This is a genomic window from Halomonas smyrnensis AAD6 (assembly GCF_000265245.1).
Taxonomy (GTDB): domain Bacteria; phylum Pseudomonadota; class Gammaproteobacteria; order Pseudomonadales; family Halomonadaceae; genus Halomonas; species Halomonas smyrnensis.
The window spans coordinates 242,193-258,760 of the sequence record NZ_AJKS02000003.1 but is presented as its reverse complement, the minus strand read 5'-3'; the positions used below and the strand labels follow the sequence as shown (position 1 = coordinate 258,760).

Below are 16,568 nucleotides of genomic sequence, written 5' to 3'. Positions count from 1 at the left end.
CCTCGGCCCTGTGGTACACGTTGAAACAGTAAAAAACGCCACTCACCGCCGCCTATTCATGTGTGAATCCCGAAAGCTCGCCGTTTAGCGGTGGTTTTCAGTAGAAGATTCGGCGGTGACCCGTTCGACGTTCCAGGACCACAATGAAAACCAAGACCCGTTCGCTCGACCGCATCGACTTAAAGATCCTGCGCTGCCTGCAGGACAATGCCCGCATTTCCTACGTCGACCTGGCCTCCCAGGTCGGCCTGTCCACCACGCCCTGCCTGGAGCGCGTCAAGCGCCTCGAGCGTGCCGGGGTGATCCGCGGCTACAAGGCCCTGCTCGATCCGCGGGCGCTGAAGGCCAACCTGCTGGTGTTCGTCGAGATCAGTCTGGAGACCCAGTCGCCCTCGGTGTTCGACGAGTTCCGCCGCGCGGTGGCCAAGCTGCCGCAGATCCAGGAGTGTCACCTGGTGTCGGGCCAGTTCGACTACATCCTCAAGTGCCGGATTCCCGAGATGTCGGCCTATCGCCAGCTGCTCGGCGAAGTGGTGCTGACCCTGCCCGGGGTCAAGGAGTCCAAGAGCTACGTGGTGATGGAGGAAGTCAAGGAGGAGTTCTCCCTTCACGTGCCCGACATCGAGGAGTTCGAGGACAAGTGAGCGAGATGAACGACGAGGCGCTGCTGCGTTACAGCCGTCAGATCATGCTCGAACAGATCGAGATCGCCGGCCAAGAGCGCCTGCTGGCCGGCCATGCTCTGGTGATCGGTGCCGGCGGGTTGGGCTCTCCGGTGGCCCTCTACCTGGCCGCCGCCGGGGTCGGCCGCCTGAGTATCGCCGACGATGACATCGTGGAACTCTCCAACCTGCAGCGCCAGGTCGCCCACGGCATGGCCGACCTGGGGCGTGCCAAGGCCGAATCGGCCCGCGAGGCCGCGCTTTCGGTCAATCCCGATTGTGGTATCCGGACGTTCACCGAGCGCCTCCAGGGCGGGGGGCTGGACGCCGCGGTGGCCGAGGCCGACGTGGTGCTGGACTGCACCGACCGCTTCGAAAGCCGCTATGCCATCAACGCCGCTTGTCGGGCCGCCGGCGTGCCGCTGGTCTCCGGGGCGGCGATCCGCTTCTCGGGTCAACTCGCGGTGTTCGACCCGCGTGACCCGACGAGCCCCTGCTATGCCTGCCTGTATCCGCCGGGAGAGGGTGGCGACGAGGAACTGCGCTGCGCCGAGAATGGGGTGGTGGCGCCGCTGGTCGGGGTGATCGGCTGCTTCCAGGCACTCGAGGCGGTGAAATTGATGGCCCGGGCCGGCCGTGTGCACGAGGGGCTCTCCACCTTCGATGGCCTCAGTGGCCAGTGGCGCCACTTCCGGGTGCCACGGGATCCCGCTTGCCCGGTGTGTGGCGACTGAGACGAACGTCGGCGGCGAGCCCGGGTAGGCTGTGCGTCCGGCATCGAGTGCGCGGGTCCGGTAGGTGAGCCCCGCTCGTGAATGGCGGAAAGCGGTGGAGAAAGCTGTTAACATTGATTACGTATTCTCATTGAGTCGATGCCGATGAAGAGGAAGTCCGCCGTCACATCGCGGGATGTCGCCGAGCGAGCCGGAGTCTCGCAGTCGGCGGTGAGTCGTTGCTTCTCGCCCAAGGCCAGCATCTCGGAGAAGACCAAGCTCAAGGTGCTCAAGGCGGCCAAGGAGCTCGGCTATCGTCCCAACAGCATCGCCCGCTCGCTGATCACTCGCTCGTCGCGGACCATCGCCCTGGTGCTCTCGCACCTGGATAACATGTTCTATCCGCTGGTGGTCGAGAAGGCCTCGTTACGCTTCCAAGCCGAGGACTACCACCTGCTGCTGTTCGTGGTGCCGGAGGAGGGTGACTTCGCCGGGGTCATGGACAGCATCCTGCAAAGCCAGGTCGACGGCATCCTAATGATGTCCGCTTCCCTGACCTCGTCGCTGGCCCACGAGTGCGTCGAGACCGGCATTCCGGTGGTGCTGATCAACCGCAACGTGGATTTCGCCGGGATCAGCCAGGTCTACAGCGACAACTATCACGGCGGTTACTGGGTCGGCAGCTACCTGGCCATGGGTGGCCACGAACGAGTCGCCTATCTGGCGGGGCTCGAGAGCTCGTCGACCAGCCGCCATCGTTACCAGGGCCTGGTCGATGGCCTGGCCTCGATGGGCCAGCAGTGCCAGGTGGTCGCCCAGGGCGATTACGACTTCGAGCGGGCCAGGCTGGCGACCCTGCGGTTGTTCGCCGAACCTCCCTATCCCGACGCCATCTTCGCCGCCAGCGACCACATGGCCGTCGCGGTGATGGAGACCCTGCGTACCGACCTGGGGCGCCGTGTGCCGGAGGATGTGTCGGTGATCGGCTTCGACGACACCCCGATCGCGGCCTGGCCGAGCTATCGCTTGACCACGGTGCGCCAGCCGGTGGATCGCATGGTGGAGGAGGCCACCGCACTGCTGCTCAAGCAGATCCGCCAGGGCGATTTCAATGCCGAGAACCGGGTGCTGCCGGTGACCCCTATCCTGCGCCACAGCGCTCGTCAGCCCGCTCGAGAGCCGGTTACCGACTGATCCTTGTCTCCCCAGGCAAGGAAGAGGCTCGACGAATCCCGAACCGACTCCGATCGCCGTCCTGAACGGTGAGAGGCCACGCCTCTGCGCTCCTTCGCGGACGGCCGACGGATCCCGCCTTGGCTCGCGCCGCATGCCCTATTCCACCTTTAGTCGTAATGCCGGTGATCGAGCGTGGTCGCCGAGATTCTTTACGTTATTGATTATAAAGTGGTTTTAAGGCTTTCTCCGAGGCCCTTCAGTCGCGCGGAAGCGTTCGGCTCAATTTTGCAATCGTATTCATTGTGTGCCACTTTGCATCCTCGACAGCCACCGACAATGACAACGGGACACCACTGATGGAAAGTTTCGGGACGCTCAACTGGACGATCCTGATCGTCTACCTCATCGGTAACCTGGTGATGGGGTCGCTGCTGAGCAAGAAGGTCAACAGCGCCGAAGACTATTATCTGGGCACCAAGACCATCCCCTGGTGGGCGATCGGTCTGTCGGTGATGGCCACTTACGTCAGCGCCATGTCGTTCTTGGGTGGGCCCGCCTGGTCCTATGGCAGCGGGCTCGGGGTGATGATGATCCAGATCAACTACCCGCTGGTGGTGTTCCTGGTAATCACCCTGTTCCTGCCGTTCTTCTACAACAGCGGCGTGGCGTCCATCTACGAGTATCAGGAGCGTCGTTTCGGCAAGAAGGCGCGAGGCGTGATGTCGGTCATCTTCATGATGACCCAGACCCTGTCCTCGGCGGCGGTGCTCTACGCCACGGCGCTGGTGCTGAGCTTCATCACCGGCGTGGATGTTGTCACGGCGATCCTGGCGATCACCCTGATCGCTCTGGTCTATACCTTGATGGGCGGGATCAGTGCGGTGATCTGGACCGACGTACTGCAAGCGGTGATCCTGCTGGTGGGGGCGGCGATCATTTTCTACGCCCTGCTCGACCGCATGCCGGAGTCGCTGGCGACCACTCTGGGCGAGCTCAAGGCCGAGGGCAGGATGAATATCCTGAATTATTCCTTCGATCCTCGGGTCGAGGCCACCGTCTGGTCCGGGGTTATCGCCATGGTGCTCTATCATGTCACCGTCTATGGCGCCAACCAGATGGTGGTGCAGCGGGCGCTCGCCGCCAGGAACATCGGCGATGCCAAGAAATCCTTCCTGTTCATGGGCTTCGCGGCGTTCTTCATCTACTTCCTGTTCCTGTTGCTGGGGGTGTTGTTCTATAGCTATTACGGTGGCCGCGAGTTCGACAACAGCAATACCATCGTGCTGCAGTTCGCCGCCGACTATGGCCTGCCGGGCCTGTTAGGCATCGTCGCCGCCGCGGTGGTGGCCGCCTCCATGTCCAGTCTGGACTCGGCGCTCAACTCGCTGGCCACGGTGACCACCCTCGATTTCTACGAGAAGTACTTCAAGAAGGGCGCTTCCTCGTCCCATTACCTGAAGGCTTCCCGCTGGTTCACCGTTGGCTGGGCGGTGCTGATCATCGTGCCGGCGATCCTGTTCGCCCAGAGCGAAGGCTCGGTGTTACAGCTGCTCACCAAGGTCGGTTCCTACTTCGTCGGCGCTAAGCTGAGCATGTATGCCCTAGGGTTCTTCTCCCGCCATACCAGCGAGCGGGGGCTGTTGATCGGGGTGGCGGCCGGCTTCGTGGCGGTGTGGTACGTGGCGACCCAGAGCGAGGTTGCCTGGCCCTGGTTCTGCGCCATCGGCGTGCTGGTCAACGTGCCGGTCTCCATCGTCGCCAGCTTGCTGCTGGATGGCCGCCAGGGGGAGCTCTCGGCGTATACCATCCAGGGCCAGAAGGCGATGTATCGCGACCGCAACCTGCCGGTCAAGGATGAGGGCTGGTACCTGATGCCCGGCAAGGTGGATCGCGTCAGTTGGCTGCTGGTGGTGTTCTTCCTGGCCACGCTGTTGTTCCTGTACCTGTTCGCGGCATGGATCTGACGCCTCGACTCGGCTGTCCGTGACGGGCGGGCTTCGACAAATGGTGTAGGCGACAGGAATTGAATTCGTAGTCAATAGTTGCCAAGGTTGTCGTTAGGCGAGCCATGATGCCGACGGCTAGCGGGAGGATCTTAGTGGATACTGAAGGCCGCCAATACTAACCTCATGAGGTCATTGGGGGCAGGGAAGAGATGAGGTCAATCGATGGCAATATTGTGAATACGTAGTCATTAAGTGATCTTGATGCGAGGAACATTACCCAAGGGGCCCGATGGCTCTCCTCTGGATAACGACGTGAGGCCTTCTTGGTGAAAATATGCTGAAAGAATTTTGACGGAACCGTAGGCGGGAAGTCTTGTGAAAAGGCCTGGCGGGAGAAAATGAAATTGGCGTCGCCAAAAAAATCAAGATTCCTGCCAGGAATAATCAAATACCTAGAGGTGGTTATGCAATCAAGATCTAGTCCTCTGATAAGGGGTGTTTCGCTAGCGGTCATATTGTCGATGGCTGCCTTCCATGTTTATGTGGTGATGTTTGGCGCGCCTCAGCCCTTTGTGTTTCGTGGTCTCCACTTGGGGTTCTCCCTTGCCATCATCTTTCTTCTATTCCCCTTTGTCAGGGGAGGTGGCAAGGCTGTGGGCGCCCTTGACCTGGCCTGCTTTGCGGGAATGGTCATTTCAGTCGGATACCTCATCATTAACCAAGATGTGCTCTATGCACGTTTTCAGTTGGTTGATCCGCTGACTCCCTCGCAGTTCTGGTGCGGCGTTGTGTTGACCTGCCTGGTGTTGGAAGGCTGTCGCCGGACATTGGGTCCGGCCCTACCCTTGACGGCGATCTTGTTTATTATCTATGCGGTGTTGTCAGGCACACTGACGCCAGAGTATCTTATTGATGTTCTCTACTTAACAACAGAGGGGATCTTTGGCATTCCTCTCAATGTTTCCGCGACCTTTCTTTTTCTCTTCGTTCTTTTTGGCGCCTTGGCTGAAAAACTGGGAACTGGAAAATTCTTTATCGATTTCTCTACGGCTGTTGCGGGGCGTACAGCGGGTGGTCCCGCCAAGGTTGCCAGTATAAGTTCTGCTCTTTTTGGGTCTATTTCAGGTAGCGCAGTGGCCAATATCATGACCACTGGAAGTTATACCATTCCACTGATGAAGCGTCTGGGTTATCGCGCTCCATTCGCGGGCTCAGTAGAGGCGGTGGCCTCGACAGGTGGACAAATCATGCCGCCAGTGATGGGGGCGTCGGCCTTCGTGATGGCTGAAGTCATGGGGGTTAGCTATCTCAATGTCATGCTAATCGCTTTGATACCGGCGGTATTGTTTTTTGTCAGCGTTTTTCTTGCCATTCATTTCGAGGCAAAGCGGCAGGGGCTTAGTGGCCTAGATGAGGCTTCGATTCCGGTGCTCAAGACCGTGATAAAGCAGCGGGGGCACCAAATTCTTCCGCTGTTTATTGTGATCGGAGTGTTGGTTTCAGGCTATAGCCCGGCTTATGCCGCCTTTGCGGGCATTATATCGATTATACCTACTTCATTGCTTCGGCGCGAAACCCGGAAGGAATTTCGTGCTATCAAGGTGCTGGAAGGTGTAGAAAATGGTGTCGTGAATGCGGTTAAGGTGGCACTCGCCTGTGCCTGTGCGGGTATCGTCGTTGGTGTAGTGGTGCATAGTGGGCTAGGGTTGGAATTCACCGGTGTGGTGCGCCATATAGCCAGTGACTCAATGCTTTTGGCGTTAATACTAACCGCCGTGGCTGGGATTATTATTGGCATGGGGCTTCCCACGACGCCAGCATATATCCTACAGACTGCATTGCTAATACCGGCCTTGATAAAGCTGGGCGTCACACTGGAGGCCGCACACCTCTTTGCTCTTTACTTTGCTATTATGTCGGCGATTACTCCCCCGGTGGCGATTGGGCTCTTTGCGGCTAATTCGATATCTGGTGCGCGTTTTTGGCCTGCAAGTGTTGCTGCCTTCAAGCTGGGGATGACGGGTTACATCGTGCCTTTCATGTTTGTCTATAGTCCCGCTCTTATTCTTCAGGGGACCCCTTTACAAATTGCTATGGCCGCATTTTCCGCCATATTGGGTGTTACATTTTTGGCATCGGGACTGCATGGGTATTTAACACGCCCTCTTGGCCCGGTGGAGCGAGTATTGTTGGTTGCGTCAGCCATGGTGCTTATTTACCAGGGTGTCTTGACAGATCTGGTTGGGATCGCGATGGCTGGGTTGGCCTATATCATTCAACGAAACCGAGTGCAATCGGTGTCCACCATATAATGCTTTCAGCATTATATCCTTTAATATAAAACAAGGAGATGAAGGATGAACGTTAAATCAATGGTGTTCGGGGCTGTGGTTGTGATGGCTGGAGTCTCCACCGCTCAAGCCGAAGAGTTGACATTTGTCACTGGAAGCCCTGGTGGATCCTGGTATCCGGCCGGGGGGGCTATCAAGTCAGCGGTGGAAGACCTGAACGACGATATTCAGATTAATGTGCGACCTGGAGGGGGGTTGGCGAATATCAAAGCCATTGGCTTGGGCAGGGCCGACTTAGGGATGAGTAATACAATCTCCGCCGTCGATGCGATCAAGGGAAATCCGCCTTTTGACGAGCCTGTCAGTGATATTTGCAATGTGGCTTTTCTTTATCCCCAGGTGATTCAGGCCGCTGTGGTTAATATGGAAATGGAAAGCTTCGAAGATTTCCGAGGCAGGCGCTTGGCGGTGACGCCAAGGGGCAATACCGCCGAGCAGCTCGCTCGTCAAACCCTGAACGCGGCGGGTGTTACCTACGAAGACCTCGATCAAGTGGCTTTTTCATCGATGTCGGATCAGGTAAACATGATGAAAGACGGACAAGTGGATGGGTTCTTTCAGGCTACTGGGATTCCAGCTGGCGTCATTATGGATGTGGGAGCCTCGAGGGATCTTCGCTTGTTGCCCGTGACGGACGAAATGTTTGCCACCATGAAGGAGGCAAATTCCGGTTATCAACGCTTTGTTATTCCAGCCGATGCTTATCCGGATATGGAGGGGCCTGTCCCGTCGGTGAGTTTTGGAACTCACGTGATTGCTTCCTGTAACGCCGATGAGGAAGCAATCTACAAGGTCACTGAAGCCATTCATGACCGCCTGGATGATCTGGGCGTTGCCGTAGCGGCCCTCAAAGGCACCACCCAGGATCAACTTGGCCAAGACGTCGGGATCGAGCAACACCCTGGTTCCGCACGGTTCTTCAGCGAGCTCGAAGAGCAGTAAATAATAGAGAAGGGCGTGGCTTAATAAGCCACGCCTTCTCGAAATGTCTATAGGTACCTTTCCATGGCTTATGACTACTGCATCATTGGAGGCGGAATCGTTGGGTTGGCCACGGCACGCGCGATACTGGAGAAACGTCCAGGCGCAAGTTTGGTGCTGCTGGAAAAAGAGAAGACTCTCGCGAAGCATCAGACTGGCCACAACAGTGGGGTGATTCACTCAGGGATCTACTACTCTCCAGGTTCACTGAAAGCTCGTCTTTGTAGAGATGGGGCTCATGAGACTAAAGCCTTCTGTCGAGAGCATGACATATACTACCACGATTGTGGGAAGTTGATTGTTGCTACTGACAGTGTGGAAAAGGATCGAATGGAAAATCTTTATCAGCGATCGGCCGAGAATGGTGTCGCTGTTGAAAAGGTGGGTGAAAATGAGTTGCGGGACATGGAACCATATGTCAGTGGTATAGCCGCTCTGCGAGTTCCAGGTACCGCTATTGTAGATTATCGTGAAGTATGTAATGCCTTGGCCAAAAACATTATCTCTCTTGGAGGGGAGATAAAGCTTGAGGCTGAGGTGTTGGCGATTAGAGAATGCTCTTCATATGTCGAGGTGGATGCCGAGTCTGACATGATCAGCACAAGGCGCCTGGTTGTCTGCCCTGGCTTGCAGGCCGATCGACTCGCGCGTCTCGCCGGTTTGAATCCCGACTTCCGAATTGTGCCTTTCCGGGGCGAGTATTACCGCCTTTCTCCACGCTGGACAGGAAAAATAAATCACCTTATTTATCCGGTTCCCGACCCTGCGCTTCCATTCTTGGGTATTCATCTGACCAATATGGTGGACGGTTCCACCACGGTAGGTCCCAATGCCATGCTGGGGATGGCGCGCGAAGGTTATCGCAAGTTTTCATTGAACGCCAGAGATATGTCTGAATATCTGTTGTTTTCAGGTTTCTGGAAAATGATGAGGAAGAATTTTTCTTCAGGAGTGAGTGAGTTTTGCAACTCTATGGCTAAGTCGCATTATTTGAAACAGTGTAGAAAATACTGCCCGGATTTGTCATATGATGATCTCAAGCCGATCGAGGCAGGGATTCGCGCCCAGGCGGTGTCTCGTGACGGTAGCTTGATTCATGACTTTCTTTTTCTCGATACCGAGCGATCAGTGTTTGTCTGTAATGCGCCATCACCAGCCGCGACTTCAGCTTTACCAATAGGGAAAGCCATCGCACGGCGTCTGTTCGAGCGTGAGGGAGAATCCTGTAAAGAAAAGGTGGCGGTATGATGCCGAGCTCTATAGTCGATCCCGGTGAGTTGGCTAACTTGCTGTGCGATATTCTTATGTCGGATGGCTGTGAATCATATGAAGCGAAAATCGTAAGCGACCATTTGGTGGATGCTTCTCTACGCGGGCATGATAGCCATGGTGTAATACGAATTCTTCGGTATCACGCTTGGTTGGGAACTGGAAAGATCAACGCGAACCGGACTTTGAAAACTATCCTTGATACCGGTGTGATGTTGCAGTTCGATGGCCAAGACGGGATGGGCCAGCGGCTGGCGACGGAGGCCGCCGCCTTGGGAATCGATCGTGCCAGAGAGCATGGGCTATCGCTGGTGGCCTTGCGGCGGGCGGGCCATGTGGGGCGTTTGGGGGCCTATGCCGAGCAGGCCTGTGCGGAAGGAATGGTGAGTATCCACTTTGTGAATGTGGCTGGCTCGCGCCTAGTGGCCCCCTTCGGTTCGTCACAGAGGGCCATTTCAACGGCTCCCGTCGCAATCGGTGTGCCTCATGGTGCCGGGGATGACTTCGTCCTTGATTTTGCCACTTCATTGGTCGCAGAAGGCAAGGCTTTGGTGGCGGGACGAGGAGGGAAGTCTTTGCCGCGTGACGCCTTGATTTCCGGTAGTGGCCAGCGGACTGATGATCCCCGTGAGCTCTATGGAGCAACCCTGGATGAAAAGGTGCCCGACCCACGTGCCGGCACCGGTGCCTTGCGAACTGTTGGCGAACATAAAGGCTCTGGGCTGGCTCTCGCCTGCGAGCTACTGGCTGGGGCATTGACCGGCAATGGCACCAATGGAACCACGGATCACTCCTTCGGTAATGGTATGTTATCGATCTTTATTCGTCCTGAAGTGTTGGACGATACGAATGGGTTTGGCGCCGAGGTGGCTGATTATCTTTCCTTTTTGCGTCAAGCGGCCCCTGAGAAGGGAGTCGAGCGTGTGAGGATACCTGGAGACCCCGAGCGAGAACGCCTGAAAGAGCGGTGTGTTTCTGGTTTGGAGTTGCCAAAAGAAGTGGCTGAAGAGATAGCGGATATAGCTAAGAGAAAAAATCTACTCCACTGCTGTTTAGCGGGTTTTGGCGATAATTAAACTTCTATTTTGAATGGGTTGTGGTTATGCATATAAACAAGGATATTTCTAGCGGCTCTCCTTTGTTGGGCACATTTATCAAGACTCCTCATCATGTTGTCGTTGAGGCCCTTGGTGGAAGTGGGTTGGATTATATTGTTCTCGATGCCGAGCACTCGACCTTTGGCATCTCAGAAACCGACAGTTGTCTCTTGGCCGCCAAGGCGGTAGGAATCCCGGCTTTTGTACGCCTGACGGAGGGAGCGCCCGCCGATATTCTTCGTGTGCTTGATATGGGGGCGGATGGTTTCCTCGTTCCACATGTCGTGAGTGCCGAGCAAGCGAGAGAGGTTGTCGAGGCGGCTCATTACGGTGCCGGAGGACGTGGGTATTCGGCGACTAACCGTGCGGGAAACTATGGGCGTGTGTCCATGTCCGAGCACCTTGAGAATGCCAGTGATGTTTCCGTCATTCTGCAGATTGAGGATCCCGAGGGTGTGGAAGCCATCGATGAAATTGCCGCGGTAGAGGGTGTGAGTGCCTGTTTCGTGGGGCGGGCCGACTTGGCCGTTGCCTATGGCGTTTATGATCTAGACGCACCGGAGGTGACGTCGGCCGTGGAAAGTGTCATCAAGGCTTGTGCAACCAGAGGCGTGCCTGTGGCGACGTTTGTACCGAAGATGGAAGATGCTCGTGCCTGGTTCGAGCGTGGTGTGAATATGGTAGCGGTAGCCAGCGAGCATAAACCAATGCAGGAGTACTTCTCTAAGGGTTCTGTCTCATCGGTGAAAGTGGGGGATGAGTAATGACAAAAGTTCTAGCTCTTGACCCCATCCGTGAGGAAGGACTTTCCCTGTTGCGTGATGCGCCTCATGTGGAACTTGTTCACCTTCCCGAGCCTACTGAAGAGATGATTCTGGATCATCTTCAGGACGCTGATGCTGTTATTCTACGCGCGCGGCGTTTGTCCGAGTCCGCTTATCGCTCCGCCCCTCGCTTGAGATTGGTTTCACGCCATGGCGTCGGTTGCGATAATATCGACTTCAACTTGATGACGGAGCTGGGCATTGGTGTAGCCATTGCTTCGGACAGCAATTTGGTTTCTGTCGCCGAGCACGCCATGGCCCTGACATTGGGGGCTTGCAAGAATATCGGGGTCGCTACCGAGGCGGTGAGATCTGGCGACTGGACAGTACGTGACTCCCTGGGGGCGCGAGATCTCGAGGGCGCGGATACGCTGGTGGTTGGATTTGGGCGTATTGGGCGTGCCTACGCCGCTCGTGCGGCGGCCTTCGGTGCACGGCTCTCGATCTATGATCCCTTCATGCCCGTCGACGCCCCCCTACCCGAGGGGATGGCGCGGGTCGACGACTTGGCGACGGCCCTGGAAACGGCTGAGGTAATCAGTATCCACATGCCCCGAACCGAGCAAACCGCGGGGCTGTTTGGACACGAGGTGCTGGGAAAATGCCGCCCGGGGGCCATCTTGGTCAATACCGCGCGTGGCGGTATCGTCGATGAGCGGGCACTGGTGTCCGCGCTCAAGGCGGGGCGCCTCGGTTTCTATGCCACGGATGTGCTGGATAACGAGCCCCCTAGCTTAGAAGACCCCTTGCTTGGCCGGTCGGATGTACTCGTGACGCCCCACTCGGCCGCCATGACCCGACAAGGGGCGATTCGCATGGCGACCCGCTCGGCGCAGAATGTACTGGACTATCTTGGTGGGACGCTGTCACCTGACATGATGGCGCTCCCGCCGAAGCCGTGGATCTAGAGCCGACATTTCGCATGGTTTAATGCCCGGGGGAGCCCTTTTTCCTCCTTGTTGCATTCGTATGCAAAAAATGCCAGATTACCATCAGCGCCACGTTGATCCTGTGCCAGCGCCCGGGCCGCGAACGAAGGCGCCGAACCCAACATCACTATTCCGCAATTCCGAGGTGAATCCATGATCCGTTATCTCAAGTCCGGTGCCACCCAGGATGTGCGCGCCGAAGCCGACCGTAAGGTGCGCGACGTCGTCGAAACCACCCTGGCCGACATCGAGGCCCGCGGCGATAGCGCCGTGCGCGAACTCTCCGAGCGTTTCGACGGCTGGTCGCCGGAGAGCTTCCGCCTGACCCAGGAAGAGATCGATCAGGCGATCAGCGAGGTCGACCCCCAGTCGCTGGAAGACATCCGCTTCGCCCAGGCGCAGGTTCGTCGTTTTGCCGAGGCTCAGCTCGCGTCCATGCAGCCGGTCGAGATCGAGAACAGCCCCGGCGTGATCCTCGGTCACAAGCATGTGCCCATCGAGGCGGTGGGGTGCTACATCCCCGGTGGCGGCTATCCGATGGTGGCCTCGGCTCACATGAGTGTGCTGACCGCCAAGGTGGCCGGCGTCAAGCGCGTGGTCGCCGCGGCGCCGCCCTACAAGGGCAAGGCCCACCCGGCGATCGTCGCCGCCATGCACCTGGCCGGCGCCGACGAGATCCTGGTGCTCGGTGGCGTTCAGGCGGTGGGTGCCATGGCCATCGGCACCGAGAGCATCGACCCGGTGGACATGCTGGTCGGCCCGGGCAATGCCTTCGTCGCCGAGGCCAAGCGCCAGCTGTTCGGTCGTGTCGGTATCGATCTGTTCGCCGGCCCCACCGAGACCCTGGTGATCGCCGATGACAGCGTCGACGGCCTGCTGTGCGCCACCGACCTGCTGGGCCAGGCCGAGCACGGCACCAACTCGCCTTGTGCGCTGCTGACCAACTCCGAGGCCCTGGCCCGCGATACCGAGACCGCGATCGCCGAGCTGCTCGAGAAGCTGCCCACCGCCGATGCCGCCCGTCAGTCCTGGGAGACCTACGGCGAGATCATCGTCTGCGACAGCCACGAGGAAATGCTTCAGGTCGCCAACGACATGGCCTACGAACATGTCCAGATCATGACCGAGAACGCCGACTGGTACCTCGACAACATGGTCAACTACGGCGCGTTGTTCCTGGGGCCGCGCACCAACGTCGCCTACGGTGACAAGGTGATCGGTACCAACCACACCCTGCCCACCAAGAAGGCGGCGCGATACACCGGTGGCCTGTGGGTCGGCAAGTTCCTCAAGACCTGCACCTACCAGCGCGTGCTCACCGACGAGGCCTCCGCCCGCATCGGTGGCTACTGCTCGCGGCTCTGTGCCCTTGAAGGCTTCGCCGGTCACGGCGAGCAGGCCAACGAGCGCGTGCGCCGCTACGGCCAGCGCGACGTGCCCTATGCCGGCCAGGTGGAAGCCTGAGGCGGTCCGATTGAGGAGCCAATCATGACGCTACCCCAGACACCGAGCCAGCGGCTGGATGGCCGCACGGCACTGATCACCGGGGCCAGCAAGGGCCTGGGGCTGGCGGCGGCCTGCGCCCTGGCCCAGGTCGGCGCCAAGGTGATCCTGGTGGCCCGTGACCCCGCGGTCCTCGAGGAGGCGGTGGCGGCGCTGACCGCCGCCGGCCACTCGGCCGAGGCGTTGGTCCTGGATGTCACCGATACCGCGGCGGTGCGCGAGGCGCTCAGCGGCCGACGCATCGATATCCTGGTCAACAATGCCGGCACCAATCGGCCCAAGCCGATCGACGAGATCAGCGAGGATGACTACGCGGCGGTGATGGACATCAATGTGCGGGCCGCCTACTTCCTGGCCCAGACCGTGATCGCCTCGATGCCGGAGGGCGGCTCGATCATCAACATGTCGTCCCAGATGGGCCACGTGGGCGCCGCCGACCGCAGCCTCTACTGCGCCTCAAAGTCCGCGGTGGAGGGCATGACCCGGGCCATGGCCGTGGAACTCGGCCCCCGTGGCATCCGCGTCAACAGCGTCTGCCCGACCTTCGTCGAGACGCCGATGACCCGGCCGTTCTTCGAGCAGCCGGGCTTTCGCGAGGCGGTGCTGGCGAAGATACCGCTGGGGCGTCTCGGCCGGATCGAGGACATCATGGGCCCGGTGGCCTTCCTCGCCTCGGACGCCGCCGCCCTGGTGACCGGCAGCGCGCTGATGGTCGACGGCGGCTGGACGGCCCACTGAACCCACAAGGAGACATGGCATGAGCCTGACCGGTTTCGACGCGCAGTTCGTCGATCTGCGTGACTACATCTTCAAGATCACCGAGTGGATCTGGGAGGGGCGCGGCATCGACCTGATCCGCGACTACTACGCCAAGGACTGCCCGGTGAAGACCCCGGGAGGCGCCTTCAGCGGCGTCGAAGGAGTGATCCGCGGTACCCTGGAGACCCTCCAGGAGTTCCCCGATCGCACCCTGCTCGGCGAGGACGTCATCGACAGCGAGGATGCCCCCGGCACCTACTATTCCTCGCATCGCATCTTCTCCCATATGACCCACGCGGGGGAGGGCGCCTTCGGTGCCCCCACCGGCGTGCGGGCCGGTGTGATGACCATCGCCGACTGCCTGTGTCGGGAGAATCGCATCGTCGATGAATGGCTGGTCCGCGACCAGGCCGGTCTGGCCCAGCAACTGGGTCATTCCCCGGCGGCGCTTGGCGAGGCCCTGGCGGCCAAGGCCGCGCTGCCCGACGCCGAGGCCCTGGTGGAGCGCTGGCGGGGCCCCGAGGGGGACCTGGACATCGACGCCCTGGGGCCGGTGGCCGTGCGCTATCGGGATCTCTGGCAGCACGCTCGTCTCGAGCGCTTGCGCGACGGCTACGACCGGGCCATCGATGCCAAGGTGCCGGGAGCGCGCACCCTGCGTGGCCACGATGACCTGGAGCGCTTCTGGTTCGGCTACAAGGGCGCCTTCCCCATGGGGCAGTTCCGCATTCATCACTGGATCGATCGTGAAGACGCCGGCGAGCCGCGCCGGGTGGCGTTCCGCTGGTCGCTTTCCACCACCCATCAGGGCGGCGGCGTCTTCGGGCCGGCCAGCGGCGCCCCGGTGGTGCTGCTCGGCATCACTCATGCCGAACTGTGCGGCGACACCGTGGTGCGCGAATGGCACCAGCTCGACGAGATCGCCATCCACGCCCAGATCGCCCAGCACCGTCAACAAAAGACCTGATGTCAGGGGGCGGTCGGCGAGTGCGACCGCCGAACTAGCGCTGGATGCCGCTGGTGTCTTTACCTCTCACCAGGGGCGATCGCATCGCTCCTGGCCCATCTCGACGTTGAGGTGGGTCGTGGTGAGTGGCGGGTCATAAGGCGGCCTCAACTGATTTCGTATTCAACAGGAATTCTGGCGCCAGGTTGTTCTGTTCCCATTACCGAGTATCGGTATAGAGAGCGTGATGGGTGCTCCAGACCGCGAGGGTTGGCGAGAAAACCAGGCTTGGCGGCAAGAATGTGTGCAATGGAGAGGTTGCAGAATGACGACGGACACTCATACCCGGAATAAATCGCTGATTGCCCCGATGCGGGAAGCGATGCGCGATTTTAGCGAGAAAGGCGTGCGGACCGCGCTGGAGGAGCTGATCGCCCCGGACGCGGTGGTGCACATGTGCCACCCCTTCGGCGACCTGGCCGGTCCGAAGGCGCTTTACGACAGCTGCTATGCGCCGCTGTTCGAGTCCATGCCCGACCTGGAGCGCCGTGACTGGATCGTCATGGGCGGGCGCACCGAACATGGTGGTGACTGGATCGGTTGCGGGGGCCATTACTATGGCACCTTCGTGAAGCCCTGGTTGGATATTCCACCGACCGGCCATTTGACGCACATGCGCTTCCATGAATTTTATCGCTTCGAGGAAGGCCGGGTCGTCGAGATCCAAGCCATCTGGGATATCCCGGAGGTAATGATGCAGGCAAAGGCCTGGCCGCTGGCGCCTTCGCTCGGTCTAGAATTCTGCATCCCCGGGCCGGCAACGATGGATGGCGTTGTGCCGGGTCCCTGGGACGAGGAGAAGTCACAGGCCTCCTGCCGTCACATCGTAGAGATGCTGGACCATATGACGAAACACCCCGGCCAGGGCGGGCCGGAAGTGATGGAGATGCCAAGGTTCTGGCATGAGCGGATGAACTGGTACGGGCCGGCCGGCATCGGCACGGGCCGTGGCATCGCCGGCTTCCGAAACTGGCACCAGATTCCCTTCCTGAGCGGCATGCCCGACCGCGGTCAGTATCTGGATGAGATCACCTATCACTTCTTCGGCGATGGCGATTACGCGGCGGTCACCGGCTGGCCCAACATGATGCAGACGGTGACCGACGACGGCTGGCTGGGCATCGCGCCCTCGGGCAAGAAGATCGCCATGCGGTCGCTGGATTTCTGGCGATTGGAAGACGGCAAGATCCGGGAAAACTGGGTGACGGTCGATCTACTGGATGCCTATCGCCAGCTGGGCGTGGACGTCTTCGCGCGTCTGCGCGAATTCAACAAGGCTCGCGTGGTGGGGGAGATTCCCTTCCCCGTAGGCGAGGCCTGACATGACCACTTACCTCGGCACCTCCCGGTGC

The 16,568-nt window shown here is 59.4% G+C and carries 14 protein-coding genes; all 14 read left to right on the top strand.

The genetic code is table 11. The features are described from left to right. Positions 1-143: 143 nt before the first annotated feature. The 14 genes from UYS_RS0205370 (at position 144) to UYS_RS0205315 (ending at position 16,537) form a co-directional block, all read left to right on the top strand. Positions 144-644, top strand: coding sequence for an Lrp/AsnC ligand binding domain-containing protein (locus UYS_RS0205370; protein ID WP_016854482.1), 501 nt, complete (start codon positions 144-146; stop codon positions 642-644). 5 nt (positions 645-649) lie between these two features. Further along, positions 650-1,396, top strand: coding sequence for a HesA/MoeB/ThiF family protein (locus tag UYS_RS0205365; protein ID WP_040478011.1), 747 nt, complete (start codon positions 650-652; stop codon positions 1,394-1,396). Between the two features lie 138 nt (positions 1,397-1,534). Next, positions 1,535-2,569: a LacI family DNA-binding transcriptional regulator gene (locus tag UYS_RS0205360; RefSeq protein WP_337587457.1), complete on the top strand. Its 1,035-nt coding sequence runs from the start codon at positions 1,535-1,537 to the stop codon at positions 2,567-2,569. A gap of 338 nt (positions 2,570-2,907) precedes the next feature. After that, a complete protein-coding gene (locus tag UYS_RS0205355) occupies positions 2,908-4,515 on the top strand; it encodes a sodium:solute symporter family transporter (RefSeq protein WP_016854479.1) in 1,608 nt (535 codons plus the stop codon). Positions 4,516-4,895: 380 nt separating this feature from the next. Beyond that, complete coding sequence (locus tag UYS_RS0205350) at positions 4,896-6,809, top strand: TRAP transporter permease (protein ID WP_337587456.1); 1,914 nt, start codon at positions 4,896-4,898, stop codon at positions 6,807-6,809. Positions 6,810-6,854: 45 nt separating this feature from the next. Beyond that, positions 6,855-7,790 (top strand): TAXI family TRAP transporter solute-binding subunit, encoded by a 936-nt coding sequence (locus UYS_RS0205345; RefSeq protein ID WP_016854477.1) that lies wholly within the window; start codon positions 6,855-6,857, stop codon positions 7,788-7,790. A gap of 63 nt (positions 7,791-7,853) precedes the next feature. After that, positions 7,854-9,077, top strand: coding sequence for an L-2-hydroxyglutarate oxidase (gene lhgO / locus UYS_RS17925; RefSeq protein ID WP_083868090.1), 1,224 nt, complete (start codon positions 7,854-7,856; stop codon positions 9,075-9,077). Continuing rightward, positions 9,074-10,174 (top strand): Ldh family oxidoreductase, encoded by a 1,101-nt coding sequence (locus tag UYS_RS17920; RefSeq protein ID WP_156821545.1) that lies wholly within the window; start codon positions 9,074-9,076, stop codon positions 10,172-10,174. Before lhgO ends, UYS_RS17920 begins: the two co-directional genes overlap by 4 nt. A 26-nt stretch (positions 10,175-10,200) precedes the next feature. Then, complete coding sequence (locus UYS_RS17915) at positions 10,201-10,959, top strand: HpcH/HpaI aldolase family protein (protein ID WP_083868089.1); 759 nt, start codon at positions 10,201-10,203, stop codon at positions 10,957-10,959. Further along, entirely contained in the window at positions 10,959-11,927 is a 969-nt protein-coding gene (locus UYS_RS0205335; RefSeq protein WP_026068367.1) for an NAD(P)-dependent oxidoreductase, read from the top strand. Before UYS_RS17915 ends, UYS_RS0205335 begins: the two co-directional genes overlap by 1 nt. A 174-nt stretch (positions 11,928-12,101) precedes the next feature. Next, the gene (gene hisD / locus UYS_RS0205330; RefSeq protein WP_016854473.1) at positions 12,102-13,412 is read left to right on the top strand and encodes a histidinol dehydrogenase; all 1,311 of its coding nucleotides are present in this window, start codon (positions 12,102-12,104) and stop codon (positions 13,410-13,412) included. 24 nt (positions 13,413-13,436) lie between these two features. Beyond that, entirely contained in the window at positions 13,437-14,189 is a 753-nt protein-coding gene (locus UYS_RS0205325; RefSeq protein WP_016854472.1) for an SDR family NAD(P)-dependent oxidoreductase, read from the top strand. 19 nt (positions 14,190-14,208) lie between these two features. Then, complete coding sequence (locus UYS_RS0205320; protein ID WP_016854471.1) at positions 14,209-15,177, top strand: nuclear transport factor 2 family protein; 969 nt, start codon at positions 14,209-14,211, stop codon at positions 15,175-15,177. 304 nt (positions 15,178-15,481) lie between these two features. Continuing rightward, positions 15,482-16,537 (top strand): ester cyclase, encoded by a 1,056-nt coding sequence (locus tag UYS_RS0205315; RefSeq protein WP_026068365.1) that lies wholly within the window; start codon positions 15,482-15,484, stop codon positions 16,535-16,537. The last annotated feature ends 31 nt before the right edge of the window (positions 16,538-16,568 follow it).